This window comes from Mycobacterium palustre, assembly GCF_002101785.1.
Taxonomy (GTDB): Bacteria; Actinomycetota; Actinomycetes; order Mycobacteriales; family Mycobacteriaceae; genus Mycobacterium; species Mycobacterium palustre.
Genome location: NZ_LQPJ01000116.1, coordinates 15741 through 35743, shown reverse-complemented (window position 1 = coordinate 35743; position 20003 = coordinate 15741). Strand labels below are relative to the sequence as shown.

17 protein-coding genes are annotated in these 20003 nt (G+C 59.5%); 2 read left to right on the top strand and 15 right to left on the bottom strand.

Annotated elements, in window-relative coordinates; genetic code table 11:
* Positions 1 to 164: 164 nt before the first annotated feature.
* Both AWC19_RS18815 and AWC19_RS29300 read right to left on the bottom strand, forming a co-directional pair.
* The gene (locus AWC19_RS18815) at positions 165 to 1094 is read right to left on the bottom strand and encodes an alpha/beta hydrolase (RefSeq protein WP_085079516.1); all 930 of its coding nucleotides are present in this window, start codon (positions 1092 to 1094) and stop codon (positions 165 to 167) included.
* Positions 1095 to 1316: 222 nt separating this feature from the next.
* The gene (locus AWC19_RS29300; RefSeq protein WP_142281291.1) at positions 1317 to 1790 is read right to left on the bottom strand and encodes a cupin domain-containing protein; all 474 of its coding nucleotides are present in this window, start codon (positions 1788 to 1790) and stop codon (positions 1317 to 1319) included.
* A gap of 622 nt (positions 1791 to 2412) precedes the next feature.
* On the opposite strand from AWC19_RS29300, the gene AWC19_RS18805 reads away from it, so the two are divergent.
* Positions 2413 to 3258, top strand: coding sequence for an amidohydrolase family protein (locus AWC19_RS18805; RefSeq protein WP_085079547.1), 846 nt, complete (start codon positions 2413 to 2415; stop codon positions 3256 to 3258).
* 56 nt (positions 3259 to 3314) lie between these two features.
* The gene (locus AWC19_RS18800; RefSeq protein ID WP_085079514.1) at positions 3315 to 6488 is read left to right on the top strand and encodes an ATP-binding protein; all 3174 of its coding nucleotides are present in this window, start codon (positions 3315 to 3317) and stop codon (positions 6486 to 6488) included.
* Between the two features lie 52 nt (positions 6489 to 6540).
* Here AWC19_RS18800 and AWC19_RS18795 read toward each other — a convergent pair whose 3' ends face one another.
* From AWC19_RS18795 to AWC19_RS18745, 13 genes are all read right to left on the bottom strand, one after another.
* Positions 6541 to 8826: an MMPL family transporter gene (locus AWC19_RS18795; RefSeq protein ID WP_245849126.1), complete on the bottom strand. Its 2286-nt coding sequence runs from the start codon at positions 8824 to 8826 to the stop codon at positions 6541 to 6543.
* A 789-nt stretch (positions 8827 to 9615) separates the two neighbouring features.
* Positions 9616 to 10095 (bottom strand): hypothetical protein, encoded by a 480-nt coding sequence (locus tag AWC19_RS29295; RefSeq protein ID WP_142281290.1) that lies wholly within the window; start codon positions 10093 to 10095, stop codon positions 9616 to 9618.
* Between the two features lie 111 nt (positions 10096 to 10206).
* Complete coding sequence (locus tag AWC19_RS18790) at positions 10207 to 10599, bottom strand: hypothetical protein (protein WP_245849132.1); 393 nt, start codon at positions 10597 to 10599, stop codon at positions 10207 to 10209.
* 144 nt (positions 10600 to 10743) lie between these two features.
* A complete protein-coding gene (locus AWC19_RS29290) occupies positions 10744 to 11208 on the bottom strand; it encodes a hypothetical protein (RefSeq protein WP_142281289.1) in 465 nt (154 codons plus the stop codon).
* A 126-nt stretch (positions 11209 to 11334) separates the two neighbouring features.
* Positions 11335 to 12027: a hypothetical protein gene (locus AWC19_RS18785; protein ID WP_245849124.1), complete on the bottom strand. Its 693-nt coding sequence runs from the start codon at positions 12025 to 12027 to the stop codon at positions 11335 to 11337.
* Positions 12028 to 12053: 26 nt separating this feature from the next.
* Positions 12054 to 12794 (bottom strand): hypothetical protein, encoded by a 741-nt coding sequence (locus AWC19_RS18780; RefSeq protein WP_245849122.1) that lies wholly within the window; start codon positions 12792 to 12794, stop codon positions 12054 to 12056.
* Between the two features lie 46 nt (positions 12795 to 12840).
* Positions 12841 to 14076 carry an MlaD family protein gene (locus AWC19_RS18775; RefSeq protein WP_245849120.1) on the bottom strand — a complete coding sequence of 412 codons (1236 nt, stop codon included), beginning with the start codon at positions 14074 to 14076 and terminating at the stop codon, positions 12841 to 12843.
* Between the two features lie 23 nt (positions 14077 to 14099).
* Complete coding sequence (locus AWC19_RS18770) at positions 14100 to 15092, bottom strand: MlaD family protein (RefSeq protein ID WP_085079510.1); 993 nt, start codon at positions 15090 to 15092, stop codon at positions 14100 to 14102.
* Positions 15092 to 16177, bottom strand: coding sequence for an MlaD family protein (locus AWC19_RS18765; RefSeq protein ID WP_245849118.1), 1086 nt, complete (start codon positions 16175 to 16177; stop codon positions 15092 to 15094). Before AWC19_RS18765 ends, AWC19_RS18770 begins: the two co-directional genes overlap by 1 nt.
* Positions 16178 to 16200: 23 nt before the next feature.
* Positions 16201 to 17142 (bottom strand): MlaD family protein, encoded by a 942-nt coding sequence (locus AWC19_RS18760; protein ID WP_245849116.1) that lies wholly within the window; start codon positions 17140 to 17142, stop codon positions 16201 to 16203.
* Between the two features lie 17 nt (positions 17143 to 17159).
* Positions 17160 to 18161 (bottom strand): MlaD family protein, encoded by a 1002-nt coding sequence (locus tag AWC19_RS18755; RefSeq protein WP_085079508.1) that lies wholly within the window; start codon positions 18159 to 18161, stop codon positions 17160 to 17162.
* On the bottom strand, positions 18158 to 19135 hold the full coding sequence (locus AWC19_RS18750; RefSeq protein ID WP_245849114.1) for a Mammalian cell entry related domain protein: 978 nt from the start codon (positions 19133 to 19135) through the stop codon (positions 18158 to 18160). Before AWC19_RS18750 ends, AWC19_RS18755 begins: the two co-directional genes overlap by 4 nt.
* 54 nt (positions 19136 to 19189) lie before the next feature.
* Positions 19190 to 19972: an ABC transporter permease gene (locus tag AWC19_RS18745; RefSeq protein WP_245849112.1), complete on the bottom strand. Its 783-nt coding sequence runs from the start codon at positions 19970 to 19972 to the stop codon at positions 19190 to 19192.
* Between the last annotated feature and the right edge of the window lie 31 nt (positions 19973 to 20003).

The window sequence follows — 20003 nt, the reverse complement described above, 5'->3', positions numbered from 1 at the left end:
GCAGCCAACGATGCTAGAACGGCTATCTGTCTTGCCTCCAGCTGCGGGCAGTGCGCGGCTCGCTACGCCACGGCGGGATCTGGACGTCGTCGCGGGCGTGTTGAGCTTGCCGACTAGCGGTACTGTCCGCGGCGTGCCCAGGCTAGCGTGCAGAAGTCCCTGCATTACGAGATGTTTCTCAGCCAATCGATGATGAAGGCATGGTGCATAGGCGCGGTTATGTGCAGGCAGAGATTATGGCCCGTCGCCGGAACCACCGCGATGTCATAGGTGCGGGCGCTGTTGTAGTAGCGGCGCTCGGACGTCGCCAGGAGACCGCCGGCCGTGATCGGTTCTGGAGCGGCCGTGATATCCCGCTCCCCGATGACAGTTAGTACTCGGGTGGACACGGCTCCGCTCACCGACGGAGATCGCGCTAAGTCGATCGTCTCGAGTTCCGACATGGTGACCGTCTCCTTGGTCGCCTCGTCGAACCGCAGGATGGCATCCTCAACCGTCTCCCTCCAATAGAAGCAAGCAAGGCGACCGCCCGGACTGCTGGTGATGTATCCCTCGGGGGGAGGATCGTGTGTGAAGCGCCGGTCGTGGACAGCGGGGTGAAAGTAACGAATGAACTCGGCTCTCGCGTCTTCAGTGTGCAGCAGCCCGGTGGCAACCACTCCGTCGACGTCGTCATATGTCGCGGCTTCCAGCAGCGAAATTAACGATCCCATGCTGTGGCCGACAACGAATACGCGACTCCACCTCCGTCGTAGGTGCTGCACAACCTGATGCACGACATAGGCATTCACGGGCAATGTCACTGCTGCTGCCGGGGGCCGATCACTACCGCCAATGCCGATGCGATCAAGTGCCACGGCGTCATAGCCAGCCCGGTTCAACCAACGCACCAGCGAATAGATGTCTGGCCGGTACGGTGCATCCCAATATTGGTGCCCGTACGTCGCCCCGGCAACCAACAGAACCACGTCCGATCTCGACGGCGTGGCTTCGCTGAGTCGGCCGCGCACGCAATATTCGCGATCTGTCTCGGGATCAAGGCGCACGGCGAAGTTGCGGAAAGCCTCTTTCAGCGCCGTCTCGGCTAACTCCATGCGTCGTTACCTCTCTGGCGGTGATTCTTCGCCCACAGCCGCGGCGACCAACCATATTTCCCACGATCGATGTCGTACGACTGACGTGAGAGTCCCTGTGTATTGGGCTGCCGAAGCCGTTGTTCTGTGGCTCCATCACTTGGCGGACAACTGATCTCACGCGGCGGCTTGCACGTCGGACCGACGGCCGAACGTCATACCGGCGTGGATATCACAGGGGCCTCAACCTGTTAACTGCTGCAGGAATTCGGCGGCGTTGGCCACCGAGGTGGGATCACCAAAATCGACGTCGACGCGACGATCGCCCACGTCGAACGTCAGCCTTCGCGTTCCCGACACTGGCACAAGTTCCAATGTGGTGCAGCCTTCCGGCCCGACGTTATGGGGTCCATAGAACTGGTTTGCGCCTGAGGTCCAGATGTCCCCCGGGCCGAGCCATTGGCCTTCGACTTCAACTGAGCCGCTGATGATGATCTCGAGTCGCTCGCCGTCATGGCAGTGACGCGGTAGTACGTAATTGGGTGGGTACGCCACCACGGCGGCTGCAGGGCTTCGCTCATCGGTTGCATCCCCAAGAACGTGGATCGATGACTTCAATCCCTGCTGCTCGCCTGCTGCTGCCACCGCTGCCGCCCAGTCGGTTCCGGATGGCATGACACCCCAGTATTTGTCGTCTGCGATGCGCCATAACTTCATCGGAGACTTCCTTTCTCCGAGCCAAGCAGGGCTCGATGCCATGGACTAACCTGACTATCGTAGTTCACGCTCGTTTACTTAGGGAAGTCCGGCACGATGCGAGAGATGATGTGCGCACGATCGCAAGTGACCACCGCGCCCCTCTCCCCGACGCCTTGTTCGATTCGTGGGAGCCCGCCGCAGTACACATGCTCACCCTCCGGTACCCGAGCAATCGCCGGTGTCGATGGGTGTCGCGGTATTCCGTCAGGATTTCGCGATCGGTCGGTACGGCCGAAGCGTATGCAACATCGTGCAGTGCAGCGACGCCGACACCCGTAACCACTTCGCCGCGTTGGAAACGCCTGGGTTGCTTGTCGAGGACATCCCGTGCATTCTTTTCCACTTTCCACTTTTGAGGTGAGCAACACCGCGGTTTGAGTCGACCTGTCGGCATTGGTAGACGATGATGGCGAATCGTCCCCGTTGCTAGGGGGCGTTGCGCCACCGGCGTGCGACGCGTGGGTTGCGTATGTGATAGGCGAGACGTGGAAGGCCAGCATGCCCCCGGAAACGTTAACCCCGCACGTTGCAGTTAGCGATTGTTTACATCGGAGGATCGGTGCGCTTAGACTCAGTCCTCGTGGGTGCAATAGACACGTGGTGCAACGCTTTTACGACCGAGGCGTTCGATAAGTATTGGCGCGGTGCGCCAGAAATCGCCGAAGTCGTCGCCTGGTGGCATATGGAGTCCCGACTGGTAGGTCGGACGGCGGGCGAGTTCGTTGATTACATGAATGATAGCGGCGTGGACGTCGTGCTGGTGCCATCCGTGAAGATGCGTGCATACAACACCGGCCGGATGATTTGGGACGTCCCAGATCAGGAAGTAGCTGAGCTGACCGCCGCTGCGCCCGATCGCATCATGGGACTGTGTGGGATCAACCCGACCGAGGGAATGGACGGCGTACGCCGACTCGAAAGGTGCATTCGCGATGCGAAATTCGTCGGAGCCCATTTGCACACCTACGGATTCGGTATCCCGCTTAACGACCGGCGTTACTACCCCTACTACGCCAAATGTGTGGAGATGGACGTTCCGATTGTGATGCAGGTTGGCCACTCGGCCGAGCTGATGCCATCGCACCTCGGCCGGCCTATCCTGCTCGACGAGATCGCCCTCGATATGCCGGAACTGAAAATTGTTGCTGCCCATACTGGTTGGCCGTGGGTTGAGGAACTCATCGCCCTAGCCTGGAAGCACCGCAACATATTCATCGGGACCTCAGCGCACCATCCCCGGTACTGGGACCAAGACTTGCTTCGCTTCGCGAATGGGCGGGGTCGGGGCAAGGTGCTGTTCGGAACCGATTTCCCGGTTGTTGAATACGGTGAAGCGCTGCAAGCGATCGAGGAATTAGACCTCAAACCGGACGCCCGGGATCTGTTGCTCGGCGGGGCAGCGCGGACTCTGTTCAAGATCGGATGAGGTCAGCGACTGGCTAGTCGCGATAGTTTCCACGCAGCTATACGGGTGGTGCCGGCATGACAGCCACGTTGGTATGCAGGACATGCCGCACGCAGTTGCGCTCGCATGCGAAGTTCTGCGATGAATGCGGTGCGGCGACTGAGATGTCGGCCCTGGCGGCGGAATACAAGCAGGTTACCGTGCTATTCGCCGACGTTGTGCGTTCGATGGACATCGCCGCCGCGGTGGGCCCCGAGCGGTTACGCGAAATCATGGCGCGACTTGTCGATTGCGCGGCCGGGGTGGTCCGCCGGTTCAGTGGCACACTAGATAAGTTCACCGGAGACGGGATCATGGCAGTGTTCGGCGCACCATTTGCTTTGGAGGACCATGCGCTACGGGCCTGCCGCGCCGGGCTGGAAATCCAGCGCGAAATCGCAGTCCTGTCAGGCGAGGTCGCTAGGTTGGATGGTGTCGATCTTCGCGTGCGGATCGGACTGAGTTCTGGGAAGGTCATTGCCGGTGAGATCGGCACTACCGCGGCCGGTTATACCGCGATCGGTGAGCAGGTCGGTATGGCCCAACGGATGGAGTCGGCCGCTCCACCGGGCGGGGTCATGCTCAGCGGGTCCACCGCTCGACTCGTCGAGAACATTGCTGTGCTGGCGGAGCCGCAGAAGGTATACATCAAGGGTGGCGACGTTCCGGTGTGGGCACGCCGGTTGCTGGAGGTAGACGCGGGACGCCGGCCAAACCGTGCATGGGAATCGTCGTTGATAGGTCGCAGCAGAGACCTCGCCGCGCTGGCTTCGATGCTCGACCGTGCGATGAGCGGACACACGTCGATAGCTGCGGTGGTCGGTACAGCAGGTATTGGCAAGACCCGACTGGTCGGCGAAGCTGCGCAGCAAGCCAAAAGTGTTGGTATGGACGTTATTTCGACTTTCTGTGAGTCACACGCCACCGATGTTCCGTTTGGTGTGGTGACACGCCTGTTGCGCGCAGTCCTTCAGGTGGAGGGGCTGGACGCTGCGACGGCGCGGACACGAGTGCGAGATCAGCTCCCCGATGCCGATCCGCTGGACCTGCTGCTGCTGAATGACCTTCTCGGCGTGAGCCAATTGGATGTGGAGATGCCCGCAATTGACTCAGATGCCCGCCGGCAACGGTTGACCGCGCTGATCACGACCGCCCAGGTTGCCCGCAGCCAACCCACGCTCATTGTCGTGGAGGATGCGCATTGGATCGACGAGGCCAGCGAATCGATGCTCGCCGACCTTCTCGCTATCGAGGCTCGCGCCCAGTCGATGGTGATATTGACCTACCGGCCCGAGTACCAGGGGGCGCTGCGGAACATTCAAGGCGCATTGACGATCGCCCTGGAGCCGCTGACGGAATCGGAAACGTCGATGCTGGTTGGGGAACTGGTGGGCTCGGATCCGTCGGTGGCTGAGATCAGCAAGGTCATCAGCGAGCGCGCCGCGGGCAACCCTTTTTTCGCTCAGGAAATTATCCGTGACCTCACCGAACGCGATGTGCTGCGGGGCGAGCGGGGCCGTTACACGTGCTCGACGGATGTCAGAGAGACTCAGGTGCCCGCGACATTGCAGGCGACGCTGGCCGCCCGCATCGACCGACTAAGTCGCGCTGCCAAACTCACGCTGTGTGCTGCTGCGGTCGTTGGGTTTCGCTTCCATGCTGACGTGCTGTCCCGGTTGGAAATCGAAGGTGGTATCGAGGAGCTGATCGCCGTCGAGCTTATCGATCGGGTGGGTTCCAGCGCGCAATCTGAGTACGCGTTTCGGCACCCGCTCATCCGCAGCGTGGCTTACGAGTCACAATTGACATCTGACCGCGCTCAGCTGCACCGGCGAGTGGCGGCCGCGATCGAGGCCCAGCAGCCGAAGGCGGCCGACCAAAATGCTGCACTGATTGCCGAACATCTCGAAGCGGCAGGGGATCTGCACTCCGCGTACGGCTGGCACATGCGAGCGGCCACCTGGGCAACCAACCGCGACATCGCTGCGGCAAGACTGAGTTGGGAGCGCGCCCGACGCATTGCGGATGCCCTGCCGGCCGATGACCCACAACGAGCGACCATGCAGATTGCCCCACGAACCAGGCTGTGCGGGATCGCCTACCGGATCGGCGTCGACACCGCCGCCGATCGTTTCGAGGAGTTGCGGGAACTGTGCGCCGCTGCCGGTGACAAGGTATCGCTATTCGTCGCAATGGCGGGGTTGGTGATGGACCATGCGCACCGGGGGCGTATCCGGGAGGGTTCACAATTGGCGCGGGAAGCAATGGCCCTCATCGAGTCTATTGACGATGCAGGCCTGACGGTCGACCCGTCCGTCTCGGCGATCGAACCCCTGGATCAAGGTCATGACAAGCTTGACGCGCCGCAATGGTCAGCACACGTCGCCGGCCTGGTCGACGGCGATCTTTCGACCAGCAACGGGATTATCAGTTGTCCCTTTGCTCTCGCACTAGGTCAGCGGGCGAGAGTGCGCTACTGGCTGGGTCGTCCGGGATGGCGTGACGACTTGGACCACAGCCTGGCCATGGCTCGCAGCGCTGATCCGATGTCGTATGCCAGAGTTGTTAGTCATATCTATCTTCCGGGGATTCCGGTGGGCGTTCTGGCGTCCGACGACCGAACGCTGCTCGAGGTTGAGAAGGCATTACGCGCTGTCGAAGAATCGGATGATGAGCTCGCAGTGGGCTTGGCCAGGGTGACCTTGGGGATCGCGTTGGTGCACCGCGAAACAGATGCAGAACGTCACCGAGGAAACCGGTTATTGGCCCAGGTCGGTGAAGTGTTCCTCAGCAGGGAATACATCACATCCGAGCTGCCGATCGTCACCCTGTATTTGGCACGGGAAGAGGCTCGTCATGGGGATCGCGGCGCCGCGCTATCGCTCATGCGCGATGTCGTCGAACGTTTGGCCAGCGAGGGAAAACTGGCCTCGTGGGGCGCTCCCGCGACAGCTGTTCTGGTGGAATCACTACTTGATCGTGACGCTGATGGTGACTTGGCCGCAGCGCGGGCCGCAGTGGATCGGCTGGTGAAGGCACCCAGCGACGACCCGCTGGCCGTGCGTGATGTCTGGCTGACCCGACTTGAAGCGAAACTAGCTTGGGCCTGTGACGAGACCCGGACGTACTTGCGCCTGCGGGACCAGTATCGCGACATGGCGAAGCGACTTGGCTTCGATGGTCATATCGGTTGGGCCGAGGCGATGCCGTGATCGACGATCTCTTCGTGCTGTCCGCGACCGGCTTCAGCAGCTAAGGCCGCATTTAGCTTGCAAGGCGGGCCTTTCGCTCAACAAAGGCGATCCCGTCGCAACGACTATCTTTGTTTAGCTCTTCGGCCGGCAGTGGTCCGCCGCGAGCCACGCTGCGGTGCAGCAGTCGTTTCCAACGTCGCGGCGCCCACCAATTTGCGGCGCCGAGAATGTGCATGAATGCGGGGACAAGACACATGCGAACCAGAGTGGCGTCGACGATGACTGCCAGTGCCAGACCCAGGCCAATCATCCGCACGATCGATACGTGTGCAGCGCTTAGCGCCACGAATGATATCGACATCACCAACGCAGCGGCGGTCACTACCCGGCCGGTGCGAGCCAGGCCAACCGCGATGCTTTCGTCGTTGTCCTTTTTCGTCCGCGTAGAGGCTCGCCACTGTTCATGGATTCGCGCCATGAGGAATACTTCATAGTCCATCGACAAGCCGAACGCGATGCAAAACAGTAGCACCGGGATGCTGGCCACCAGCGCTCCTGTGGTGGTGGTGCCAACGCCGCCAAGGTGCCCGTCCTGAAAGATCCATACCAGCGCACCGAAGGCGGCGGTCAACGAAAGCAGGTTGAGCAGCAGCGCTTTTGCAGGAATTACGACGCTGCCCGTTAGGGCCAACAACAACACAAACATCACCGCCGCAACGACCGCAAACACCAGGGGAACGCGGGAGACGATCGCCCCGGCGGTGTCACGGCTGACCTGGGCGAGGCCGGTGATCAGCGCGGATCTTCCGCCCGGTCCTATCGTTTCGTGAAGGCGCTGCAACTGGGCGTCGGAGGCGGCGGTTGACACGGCAGTGCTGTGCAGAGTGAAATACGCGCTGCCGTCCTTCACGCCCGCCGGGCCCGACGGTTGCCCGATGAGCTGGCCGCGCGCAAAGGTCCCTTCCGCTGATGACACCGACGCGACATCGGGAATCGTGGATACCCGTGCGGCATAACGGCCTAGGTCGTCGTCGGTCAGACCAGTCACGTCAGGGACCACGACGGCCATGTCCAGCATCGGGTTAACCGCGAACCCTTCACGTAGCCGATCACCGACCTGTCGAGCTGAGGTTGATTTTGGTAGCACACGGTCGTCCGGGAAACCCCATTTCACACCGATGAAGGGAGAGCCAACCACCACAAGCAGCGCTACTATCGGCAGCCCGATCGAATAAGCGTGTCGCATAACGACTTTGGTGGTGCGATACCAGAATGACCGCTCAATCGGAACCGCAACCGGTCCCCCACGTCGCAGTAGCCGCCACATGAGACGGCGAACGTCAAACGAATCGAGCCGGTCGCCATACACTGCGAGCGCCGCAGGCGTGACCACCAGTGAGACCGTAGCGGTCAGCGCAACCACCGCGACGCCGGCAAAAGCGAATGACCGCATGAAGTACATGGGAAATAAGGTAAGCGCAGTCATCGACATCGCTACGGTCAACGACGAGAAGAGCACGGTTCGGCCCGCCGTCATCATCGTCGCCATCAGTGCGTGCGCTCGATCATCGTTGCCAGCCAGCTCATCTCGAAACCGGCTCACGATTAAAAGCGTGTAGTCCACCGCCAACGCCAGACCCATGGCGATCGTGAAGTTGAGAGCGAAGGTCGATACCTGCGTTGCGGCGGTGATCAGGCGCAGCAGCGCGGTGACGCCGATGATCGCCACAATGCCGACTCCAAGCGGTAGCGCGGCGGCCAGCAGCCCGCCGAACACCCACACCAACGCCCCGAAGCACAGCGGAATCGCAATGGTCTCGATCGTGACTAGGTCGCTCTGTGACTGGCGGTTGAGCTGCGCATACGTCATGGCGGGTCCGCCGGCGGTGACGGCCACACCGTCACGGGTGGTCACCAGCGCGGCGGCGAGCTCGTTCGCGTGCTTTTGGCCTTCGGTCCCGCCTCCGCGAATCCCGGCGACCACCAGGCCCGTCTTACCGTCCTTGCTGATGAGACCGCCGGCAGTCGGAGGGGGCGACGTCCACGCCGAGACCACCCCCGATACATACTCAGAAGTGCTTAGCCGGTAGGCGATTTCGCGGCCGAGACTCTGGGCTGCAGTGCTGAGTGCACCCTGATCGGAAGTCACCGCGAGGACCATCTGCAGATCACCCCGGCCGAACTTGGTCGTCAACAGATCTGCGGCGCGCGACGACTCGGCTGCGGGGTCTTCGAATCCGCCAGACGACAGGTGGTCGATGACAGGAAACCCGAAGATTCCCGCGGCAACCGTAATGAGCGCCACCACCTCGAGAATTCGGCGCGGGTCGGCAAGGACCAATCGCGTGAGGCGCACAAGCGCACCTCCACTTGCGGGCACCCCTGATTGTGCTCGATGCCGTGGCAGCCGACGGTCGCACCGGTTGAACGCAAGGGGGCCTACGCTGCGTCGTTCCTCTGATATCGGGAATTGACGAGTGCATTTCGTTTCGTCCCTGAGACAGCTCGCTCGCGGCGGTTGATCGGTTGATCCCCCGCGGATGTGGTCCGTTCTCAGCAGGGCCGGCCAAAAGCCGTGCCATCGTGTACGTCTGAGCTGCCTCAAGGCTGCCGCCAGCATAATCTTGGAGTCACCGATATGCCCTGCAGGTGTAGCGTCGCCTGACTCTCACGCTGACTTGGCGAACGGTGGGGGCGATGCCGGTTCTCGTGATGGGGCGGCCGATGCTTGCTGGGCGGGCCTGCGCGGTCGATCGGTGCCCGGCCCGTTTCACCGCGGCCGCCTTCCAGCGACGATCTTCTTGTACACATCTGGCCTCGGTGCATGAACGCCTAGTCGCGCTGCAATTGCGTCGGCGCACAACCATGGCCGCGCTCTGTTCATCGCCTCGTTGGCGTTTGCACAGCATTCGCAGACAGCGCGCGTCGCCGGTCATCCCCCCTGTCATGCTGCCTTCGGCCATGACGGGGTCACGCTGCGGAACCCGCACGCGCGCAGGAAACGTTGTCCGACCACGTGGCTGTATCAAAATGGTCCCCGGTCGAACAAATTCATTAATGGAGGCCGCTCTGCTCGAAGTAAAACTAGTGCCATCATTCATGAACCGAACACGCAACGCGCAGATCCGCCGCCAGCAAGTTAATTTCACTGGCTGACCGCCGTAAAACTAGGTGTAACAAAGAACCGAAACATACCGCGATGACAGTACGTGCTGGTATCTGCCATGATCGCGCAAGTCGTTTCATTCCAGTTGATATAAGTGCGAGGCGGCAATACACGCGCCGCCCGCACGTTCGGAAAGCCGATGGCAATAAACGGATCGTAGTGTGCCCTGGTATCATCGTTGAACCAGCCGACGTGTTCGGTCCCGGGGGGAGTCCCGGGAAGAAAACCTTCGCAGCCAAAACTTCCCCTGAGCCAAATTCCGCAGTTAAGCCCCGTGGGCGTCAAAAAATAAACACCGTAAACACCGGGCATAAAATAATCGGCAGGGTCGGCCTGAGTATAGGTCGTCAGCACGAGGCTGTCCGACGGGTACGGATTGGGAGCAGCCGGCTGATCGATCGGGTCAGCCCATGCTGCCGTGGTGCACCACCAAAGACCCATCACCGACACCATCGCCACCGGCCACCGGCGAACAGTGCTGCCTCTAGATGGCTCTGACCGTTTGCGTCGATTCATCCGAGCGCCTCCATTTCTACGCCTCGTCCACCGGCCGACGTGCAAGGTACGTGTTCATCCACCGCCGGTTTGAGGGAAGTTCCGGTGTGGCGTGCTGCCGTAGCATGTCGCGTCGCCAACATCGAGCGTGCTTTCACAGAGAAGGTGATCTCCACGGTAAATGCGTACCGTCACGTATTTGTACGGCCAGCGATATGGTCGCCAGTCGGCGCGAATCTCGGCACCTTTATTTGTCGGGCTGACCGCGTCTGGCACATCGACGGTCAGTCGCCATGGCAGCGCAACCTGCTGTGCTGCTTTGCGCACCGAGCGCTCGTTATACTCAACATTTGCTGCCGGCACATTGTCTTGATCCGCAATGATCTCATAGGTCACGCTTTCGTCAGCGCGGGCCGTGGGTGGAAATGCCAGCGGCGCGGCGCTCGTGATGACGGCCAACCCGAACACGTGAATTCTATTCATGGTGTTCCCGAAGATAGGAGGAGTGCGCCGCACTCTTCGAGAGCGTGGATTCCGTACCGGGCCTGCCGGCCGCTCGGTCGCGGTCTGCATAACCGGAACGTCGAATCTGGCATATTTCGGCGAGCGCACCTAGGAGCCCGCCAAGACTAGTGCGGTGAGAAAATACCCATCCGGGTTGTCATTCGGTAGCACGGCCATACCGTATTCGGTGTAGGAGCAATTGGGGATGTCCCTATACCCGGTTATTACTGTCGACTTAATCGCGTCGGCTTGCGTTTTGCCGGCACCTTCTATGGATTTTGCGCTGCTCGCCTTGGATCCGAGATCTTTGAGCATCGGAAGCGGGTCCACGATGAGCTGACCCTGCGCGTTGACGCGGCCGGGGGCTACGCGTGCCGTGTGGTTAAGGTATTTGTTCGTCGTCTGCACTACGAACACGGCTGTTTGGTCGGCTGATGGGTCACGGCGCAATTGTCCGCACGACGTGCCACGCGCTTGCATGACCGCGTTCGCGAGATCGCCGGCAAAGTCTGCCGACGCCGCTGGCGCCTGGGCGACGCTTGCAGCGACAAATGCGACGATCGCAGTCGGCATTGAAATCCTATGTCGGCGGTCTTCAAGCGGTCGGTGCAGCCACTGCTGTTGCGGTCGGCGAGGGCGCGGGCGTGGGTGCGTGTCGTCGTTGGGCACCGAAGGGGCGAAACGCATACAGTGATCCTTTTAATCGCAGACATGTGAACGGTGGATTTCGCTGGCCAATCTCTTCATCCGGAGATATGAGGGCCCCGTGAACCAGTCGGGTTGATGGGCTTTTATCCCATCGCTCACGTTGGATAGCTGCTGCCAAAGGCCATAGAAAGCCTCGCCCTCATAAATTGGAAAATAGTTGTCACCCGCGAAGTCTTTACTTTGGGTCAGGGCTTGGGCGCGTGGCGCCAGAAAAGCGGTGGCCTGATCGATATTTGCGATGACGATGTCAACCTGCTGCTGAAGCCCGTCGACGCTATAGTCGAAGTCCGTTCCGTTTGGGTTGATGCGGTCGAATTGTAGTCTTCCTATTTGGTCATTGAGTATCTGGTACTGTGCGGTAAACCACTGACACATTTCATCCTCGGCCTGGATATCGGCGTCGGTGACGTGATTTTTGGTCTGATCGTATGGAAATGGGAATTTGGGCTTCCAATTCGTCGGCTTCGGAATCATCACGGGAAGAGGGCGTATCAGTTGGTCGGTTGGCGGGGGTTGCGGGTCGGCCTGTGCCGTTGAATCACAGGCGATAATCAGCGCCGATAGGGCAATCGTCAGAACTGCCCAAATGTCAGCGCGGTGGCGGATGTTCTGCCCGCGGACCGAAGCCGCCGTCGCGGCTCTATGCCTCAATACCTTGTCGACGCTCATCACGGATAACGCCACGCCTATTTCCCTCGGGTTTGGCCAAGCTATCTTTGCCCGACGACCGCACCAATTCCGCCGACGTCGGTGATCTGCCAATTCTTATTGCTGTCGATCGTGAGACTGTATGTGGCCGTGGACTGCAGGGCATCTGGGGCTTGGGCAGTTTTGGTTTGGACGCTGACAAAACAGTCAACGACGTAGACGCCGTTGTCATGCGAGTGAACCTTGGCGACAAGCGGTTGCGCAGTCGAGTTCCATTGCAGCGGGATCAGGATCTGTTCCATGGAACCCGCCGCTTTCGTAAGCTTGTCAGTCAGTTCTGGACTAGTGCCGGCGACGAGTTTGGCTTTCCACCCATTGAGGTCTTGAAAATTCATCGTTGCGGCGCTGACCGCGTAGTCGAGTGCAACCTTCTCGGCGTGTGCATAACTACTTTGTCTGCGGCTCTGGTCGTCTAGCTTGTGACGAGCGTCGACATACAGCCAGGCGAATGTGGCGACCGCGCCCAGCAGAGCGGCAATCAGGACTGCATGGGCCAAGTTCCGAGCACTAATGGAGATCGACAGGCGCCGGGGCGGGCGGCCACCAAAGGTTCCAAGCTTTTCGGTTTTTTGTTCGCCTCCTACCTCGATACCGCTTTCGTCGTCGCTGGCGTTGGTGACTTCGGCGTCGGGCAAATCATCGGCATTCGTAATCGTCGGATCATCCACGCGGCCAGCTTCTGGGTCCGGTGAGTCCGTCAGAGCGGACTCCAATTTGCGGGTATCGGTCTTGGTAGCTGCCATCATCGTGACCTTTCTCGGTACATAGCTCGCATCTGATGGATCCCGGCTAGTTCCCCGGAATGGCGGGCGTAGAAACTGCTTGACGGTGCGTTCTTGGGGTTGCGTCAGCGTGTGGCGCAGGCGTGGTGGCTGTTGGGAAAACAGGTTTGCAGGCAGGGATCTGAAGAATGGATTCGGGAGGAGCATCGTCTGCGGTTTCGCCGGTTGGCGGAGCGATAGTTGGGCCATTCGCGCTCGTGCCGTGTGGAGGAGCCGTGGGTGCTCCTGTCAGGACCGGTTCCTGTGCGGGCGCTCCGGCATTGGAAGGTGGGGCGGCCCCAGGGCCCTGCGGAGCTGCGGATGGGTGTTCTCCAGCCCCCGCGTCAGGGACGGTGACATGCAGTGTGATCGCGCCGTCCTCGGGGACTGCGGCCAACATGTTGCTGAGCACTTGGCTGGTGTCGAGGTTCATAAGTGAGCCGGAGATATCGTTGAGGTAGGGCAGCATCGACTGAAGTATGATCTTGATATCTCCATGCGAATTGTCCAGAAGATGTTCAATTCGGGCGACAAAGTGCGCGAAGTTTTTGATCGATTGTGGTCCCCCGCGGTTATATCCCTCACTGACGCAGCTGAACAGCGGATCAAGAACTTGGCCGATTCGGCTGACATACGGGGCGTTGAAGGCCAGCACGGGACCGACGAAACCAGCGTTACGGAACAGTGCCTGGAAGTTGTCGAGCAAATCCCAACCCTTTCCGTTCATGGTCGCTGCGCTGTCTCTTAGTAGGGTCGCGGCACGCGATAGATTGGGCAGGACCGCCGTCGGGCTCGGCAGCGCCGCGTCGACCTCGGCAACGATGTTTTTCAGCGCTCGCGGGTCTAGCTGATTGAGAATCCGAACAACACTTGCCGCGAGTTCAGAGATCGACGGTGGCTGGGTTATCGCCGCGGTGGCAATGCGCTGGCCATTCCGCCATACAGGGCCGCCTTCACTGAGCGGCACCAGTTCGATGTAGGATTCACCGAGGGCGGATAAATTTTCCAGACGCACGTTGCTATCAGTTGGAACTTTGTAGCGACTATCGATATAAAAATCGATAGTCGCGCCCGCCACGCCCGTCGTTATGTTGCTCACTTCGCCAATCGGCACCCCGCGCAACTGCACGCTGGAACCGACAACAAGGCCGTTGATATCCGATACTTCCATCGAGATGTGGGTGCGTTGAGAGGGAGGGGCGACCGGTACAACCATGGCCTTGAAGTAGCTCAAGGCAAACACGATGATGGCGGCGAAAGCCACCAATGATAATGCTCCCCGTATTCTCATGGCATGCCACCGAGCATCCGCAGCACGTCTTTTATATTGTCCACCAGTTCCCGTCCGTCGGGCCCGACGATGGACGTGATGTTGATAGCCGGATATTTATCTTGCGGCAGAAAATAATTGATGAAGAGGTCTCGCCATTTAGGCACTTCGCTTTCGAAGGCCCATTTCGATCGCCGTACAGCGTCGAGGGCATTGGCCAACGAATTCAATAGAGGGACCAGCCAAAACCCGCCGGAGTAGACACTGCCCACGCTCGGGAAACCGGTGCTGACCAGTTTGAGAAGCCCGATCGCATTATCCCAGCCAACCATGCCTTGCGGTGACAATTCGGCCTTCAAGTCGGGCATTCGGTTGTGCAGAACCTCAGTAGTTTGTGAGATGCCGGTGAGCAGTTTGTCGACCGTCTCGATATTGTTCGATAGGTCCGAGATGTCGGCAGCGAATTGTGAGGCGATCTTACGTACCTCGGAGGAAGGCGGTGTTATGCGGTTCAGGCGGATAATAGTGTTCTGCAAACGTTGAATGGATCCGCTGCCGATGAAATCCGCCATGTGAACGATGGTGTCTTCGAGCTGTGGCGGGGACGTCGTTTGGGTGATAGGTATTCTCGACCCCGGCAGTAGCGCGGGTGCGGTCGGCGTACTGTCGGCGGGGCGGTCCAATGCGACGTATATGTCGCCGAGGACCGTCGCTTGCTGCAACTCGGCGTGTATGTTCGACGGAATTGAGACCGTTGGGTCGATGCGCGACGTGACGTCGACGTGGCTGCCCGCGACCGCGACGCTTGTGACGACTCCCACGAGGATGCCATTCAGCGTGACTTTCGCGCGAGCCGGCAGGTTGAGCACGTTGTCGAATTCCATGACGAGTGTGTAGCCGCCGGAGAACGAGTTACCTGGGGCGGGCAGAGCGTTCACGTCGAGCGATGCACAGGACGAAACCGTGACAACGGTCGCGGTCACGATCGCCAGGAGCTTGGTGCGGTGCATCATCGCTGCGCCGCCTGAGTCAGCACGTACTGTAGGAGCGCAACATCAACCGCGTAAGGTTTCCCGGCCACGTCAGTACAGCTACCGGGGCTTGCGGCGTTCATCGCGCCGCAGGTGACAAGCCCGTTGACAGGCGTCGCGACGCGATACAGCGGCGGTCGGTATCTGATGGTGAAGAAGTTCTTGTCGTTTGCGTGTCTTTCCAGCCAGTTAATTAACACCGGGAAAGGCTTTAGCAGGGAGGCAAAAAGGGCGGAGTGTGCGCCGAACTTCCGAAGCGCATATTCCAGGTCGTTGTACACGGTCTGGAATTCGTCGCCCAAATATATTTCCAGGTCGGAGACTAAGGTTACCAGCTCGGTGACGGAGTTAAATACCCCGTAGCCGCCGTACAGTCCTCGGTCGACGTCCGCCGTCGTCTGATAGGTCGCAAGGAGCGCATCCTTTAGCGGCCCTTCGACGTCCCTTAATGTGGATGTTAGAACAGCTAAATTGGTGATAATGGAACGGAGGTCACTAATCGCTTGGTCGGGAGCGTCAAGCACCGCCGACGACGTCGTCAGGAGTTTGTTTATCTGCAGGCCTTCGTTTCCAAGAGCTCGGTCGATTCCCGCAACGACGCCGCCGATATTTGTCGAGCCATCAGGGTTGATCGCGTTCAGGAAACTGGTTGCGGAGCCGATGATGTCGGACAGACTTTTGGGTGTCGATGATCTCGAAAGCGGAATGCACGCCTTGCTGGGCAATCGCGGACCGGACTTGTAGTTGCCGACGAGTTCCAACACTCGATCGGTAAGGATCGACGCCGACCTGGTCACAGCCCTAACCTGATCGGGCAACGGGCGGTTCTCGATGACTTTGAAGTCAACGCGAACGGACTTGAGCCCGGGGGTAATGGCGCTGATCTCGCCGACCTTCGCCCCCATCTGTGTCACGGGATTACCTACATAGAGGCCAACGCTGTCGGGCATGATCGCGCAGTAAGTTGTGTATCGATGCTGCGTGGGCGCCCGCACTGCGCCGGTGAGCACAGCCGCCGCCGCAACGCAGAGGACGAAGTTGAGCGCTGCGGTCGCCCAGCGCACACGACGTTTCGCTGATCTCGTCACTAGCAGGCACTCCCCGGCATCGGAATACACAGATCGGTCGCCAATAGTTCTGGCGGCGCCTGTTGGACGTCGAGCACCCGTTCGATGTGGCGCTGGATATCCCGCAGGCCTCGAACGATCGCTCCGTTGTGGTTAATCCAAATTCGTCCCTTCGCTAAGAATTCACGCATCTTCTCGATAACTTCCGCGCGATGGTGGTCATAAAATACGCCGACCGGCTTGAGCGCCTGTAACGCGCGGCCCATGCCGAAAAGCGCTGCGCCGAATCCCTTGCTGAAAATTTCGAGCGAGGCCTGAATGATTGCGATTTTTTCAATCATATGCTCCAGGACTCCTCGAACATCTTTTAATTGCTCTAGATATTCATCGCTGAGGTTCAAGATCGTGGTGATCTGTCCTCGCTGCCTGTCTACTGTGGACATGAGCTGATTGCCGGCATCAACCACGGCGTTGAGCGTCTCTAAATTTTGGCCGGTGTTAAGCCCTGTTTGTATCTGCTTGAGCGACTCGTTGATCGGCTTCGTATCAATGTTTTCGGTGATCTTCGCCGTGTCATTGAGGGCGCGTACTAGGTTGTAAGGCATGGTCACGCGTTCCAGTGGAATCGTATTGCTGCCTAGCGGGGTGTCTCCCAGCGAAACGAGGTTGACGTAGTAGCCACCTACGACGGTGAGCATTCGGACTTCGATCTGTGACTTGTCCCCCACGAATGCGCTGTCATCGATGCGGGCCTGTACGCGCACGCGATCGGCTTCGAGCGCAATGTCCTTGACCTTGCCGACAGCGATGCCGGCGATCCGCACCTGATCTCCCTTCCGGATCGACGCCGCATCGTCGGTGTAGAAGGAGATCGTCTTCTGCCCTGGTGGGCTGGCATAGAGCACCGCCGCGACGAGCGCCACCACGGTGAGGACTGCCAGTGCCGCGGCACCCCAGGTCATGGGATTACGGAACAGCCTCAACGGTTGCATAGCACCACCCGTTGCCCGTTCAACAGGACGTCCATGCTGATCGGCAGCCGGGCGCGCCCGCGCGCGCACGGCTGCGGCTCCCCGGCCGCGGGCGGAGGGGGAATGTTTTCCCACATGACCGGAATCAGCTTGAACGCATCGAAGGTTCTGTCGAGGTTGTTGAACGCCGTGTCCATAGCGGTATCGATCTCGATCCGATTATTAAGTCCGGCATTGCTCAACAGGCGGACAAGCGCACTGGAGAATCCCGGCCCGTAGAGCTGCGATTTCCGGAATTCGTCCAGCACGGTTAAGGCTTCGTCCACTGGTTCGTTCGCCATGCGGATGAGATGCGCCAAATCCGTCGCGTGTCCTCCCATAACCTCTGCGACGTCAGACAGGTTGCGCATTAACGTCGCCACAACTTGCTGACGATCCGCCAAGAACTCGGTCAGTTTACGGATACTGTCCAGCACCGGCGCCAAGCCATTTCCGTCTCCTTCCAGGAAGTTAGCGGTATTCGCCGCGAACGCATTGAGCTCCTCGGGACTCAGCGTTGCGAACACCGGTTGAAGTCCGTTAAACAACCTGGTCACGTCAAAGGATGGCTCCGTCATCGTCGTGGGCACAGTCGTTACTAGACTCGCCGGTGAGTAGCCCTCCCCCGGGTTGATTACATCGAGGTACCTGGCGCCGGTAAGAGTCTGGAATTTCACGGCAATTCGCGTGTTGGACAAAACGCCATATTTCTTGTCCAGCGTAAAGTCGACAGAGGCAACACTTTGTCCCCGTCTTCGCTCCAGAGCCATGGAAACCACCCGCCCCGCAAGGACACCGCGGACACGCACGTCAGCGCCTTCGTGCAGGCCGGAAATATCCGTGAATTTTGCCGTGTAGGCCCGTGTCGGTGCCTTCAATGGCTCGGAAACACCGCTTAAGAGCAATATGAAAAGAGCAAATGCGATTGCCGCGCTGATCGCAAGACGCCACAGCGCAGCCCTGGAGTTCACTGCGGACCGCCCATCGCGCCGAGCGGAGCCTGTACACCGGGCAGGCTATCTAGCACGATTTTCACTTGAAGTGCCCGCTGTTCACCGTTACCGGCGAAAAGCTTCTCATATCGTGTCCGCAGTTGCACCAGTGTATTCGCAAAATCGTCTGGTCTGAATAAATTCGGCACCGGGTCCGAGAGGAGTTTCACGCTATCGATTACCGGCATCAAATCGTCGATGTAATTTACCAGTATCCGGCTTGCGCCTCCGAAGAAATCCGTCGAACCGAAGCGGATATATTCCTGCGGACCACTCTTCCATACGTCTGCAGGGAATCTGCGCGGCTTATCGATGATGTTAAAGATGGTGCCGACCACCGCATCGGTGAAAGAAGGAAATGCAACACCAACTCCCGTCGCATTAGTTAATAAGCGTGCTGTGGGGACTGTTTGGACATCGGCGACCGTATGCGTAACAATAAGTAGGGTCTCGACCAGGGGATTGAGCCCGTCAGTGTATTGAACGGCCCGATCGATCACCGATATCAGCTTGGGCGTTAACGCGGCGGTGGACACCTGTCCGAGGCGGTTTAAAAGGGCCTGAAGCGTGGAATTGGCTTGCGGCACTGTAGTCACCCGCATGCCGTCGTGGAGTTCATGCCCACCGCGACTTGCAACAATGTTGACACCGGTGACACCGAAGTAATTAATGGGCCGGAAATCAATCTTCATCGTGTCGGTCAGGCCGGCGATCGGGCCCCGTTGCAAGTCGGTGACCAGTCGAACGCCACCGCTGGGCAGAGTAGTTTTGGCTTTGACGACGCCCACCTGGACACCGTGCATGACTAGCGCAGTCCCGGCCCGAACGCCCTGGCCCACGTAAGGCGTGTCGATGGCAATCGAAATTTGGTCAGATCGGCGGCCGCTGAATGGATCGGACACAATGATCCACCCGGCAACAACGCCGCACAACACCAGCACGGTGCCGACCATTGTCAAGGTCCGTTGCTGAGACTCCTGGGAACCTCTTAACAACATACGTTGCGCCTACCCCTTGAAAATAAACTGCGGTTGAAGGCCCCAGAGCATCACAGTCAGCGTGAAATCCAGGAACATAATTGTGACCAAGCTTGCCCGCACCGCGCGGCCCGATGCCCGACCCACCCCAGCGGGTCCTCCGGACGTGAAATATCCGTAATAGCAGTGAATCAAAGTGACCGCCATGCAGAAGACGCTTGCCTTTAGTAGCGAATACGCAAGATCTGTCGGTGTGACAAACATATCGAGGTAATGGTCATACGTCCCCACCGGCTGGCCGTAAAACTGTTTAATTACGGTGTTCTGCACGAAAAATGCTGTGACTAATGTCAGCAGGTACCCGGGGATCACCACCATCAGTCCGCCGATGAGACGAGTACCGACCACGAAGGGAATTGGCCGCAGACCCATCGCGTCCACAGCGTCGATCTCCTCAGAAATGCGCATAGCACCAATTTCCGCAGTCATACGGCACCCGGCCTGTGCGGTGAATGCGATACCACCGACCAGTGGGCCGATCTCCCGGACGGTGCCAACGCCGCCAATGATGCCCGACAAGGACCCAAAACCGATGAGGTTGAGCACGGCGAACCCCTCAATCGCTATTGAGGCACCTATCGCTATGCCGAGGATGATCAGTACACTGATCGTTCCACCATCCACGATGATCGAGCCTCTCCCCCAGGCGAGGCTGTTCATCGCTTGCAACGTTTGACGCGAATACCGCCGGACTGTCAGCGACAGAGACCAGAAGACCTGCCCAATAAACACAGCCCATTGCCCGGCCTCCATCAATGGCGTTCTGATACGCCGCACCGCTAAC

What these genes read in the sequence shown, in the direction of transcription:
- AWC19_RS18815 (WP_085079516.1), bottom strand. Translation starts at nt 1,094, where the DNA reads ATGGAGTTAGCCGAGACGGCGCTGAAAGAGGCTTTCCGCAACTTCGCC.
- AWC19_RS29300 (WP_142281291.1), bottom strand. Translation starts at nt 1,790, where the DNA reads ATGAAGTTATGGCGCATCGCAGACGACAAATACTGGGGTGTCATGCCA.
- AWC19_RS18800 (WP_085079514.1), top strand. Translation starts at nt 3,315, where the DNA reads ATGACAGCCACGTTGGTATGCAGGACATGCCGCACGCAGTTGCGCTCG.
- AWC19_RS29290 (WP_142281289.1), bottom strand. Translation starts at nt 11,208, where the DNA reads ATGCCGACTGCGATCGTCGCATTTGTCGCTGCAAGCGTCGCCCAGGCG.
- AWC19_RS18780 (WP_245849122.1), bottom strand. Translation starts at nt 12,794, where the DNA reads ATGGCAGCTACCAAGACCGATACCCGCAAATTGGAGTCCGCTCTGACG.
- AWC19_RS18770 (WP_085079510.1), bottom strand. Translation starts at nt 15,092, where the DNA reads ATGCACCGCACCAAGCTCCTGGCGATCGTGACCGCGACCGTTGTCACG.
- AWC19_RS18760 (WP_245849116.1), bottom strand. Translation starts at nt 17,142, where the DNA reads ATGACCTGGGGTGCCGCGGCACTGGCAGTCCTCACCGTGGTGGCGCTC.
- AWC19_RS18750 (WP_245849114.1), bottom strand. Translation starts at nt 19,135, where the DNA reads ATGGTCGGCACCGTGCTGGTGTTGTGCGGCGTTGTTGCCGGGTGGATC.
- AWC19_RS18745 (WP_245849112.1), bottom strand. Translation starts at nt 19,972, where the DNA reads ATGGAGGCCGGGCAATGGGCTGTGTTTATTGGGCAGGTCTTCTGGTCT.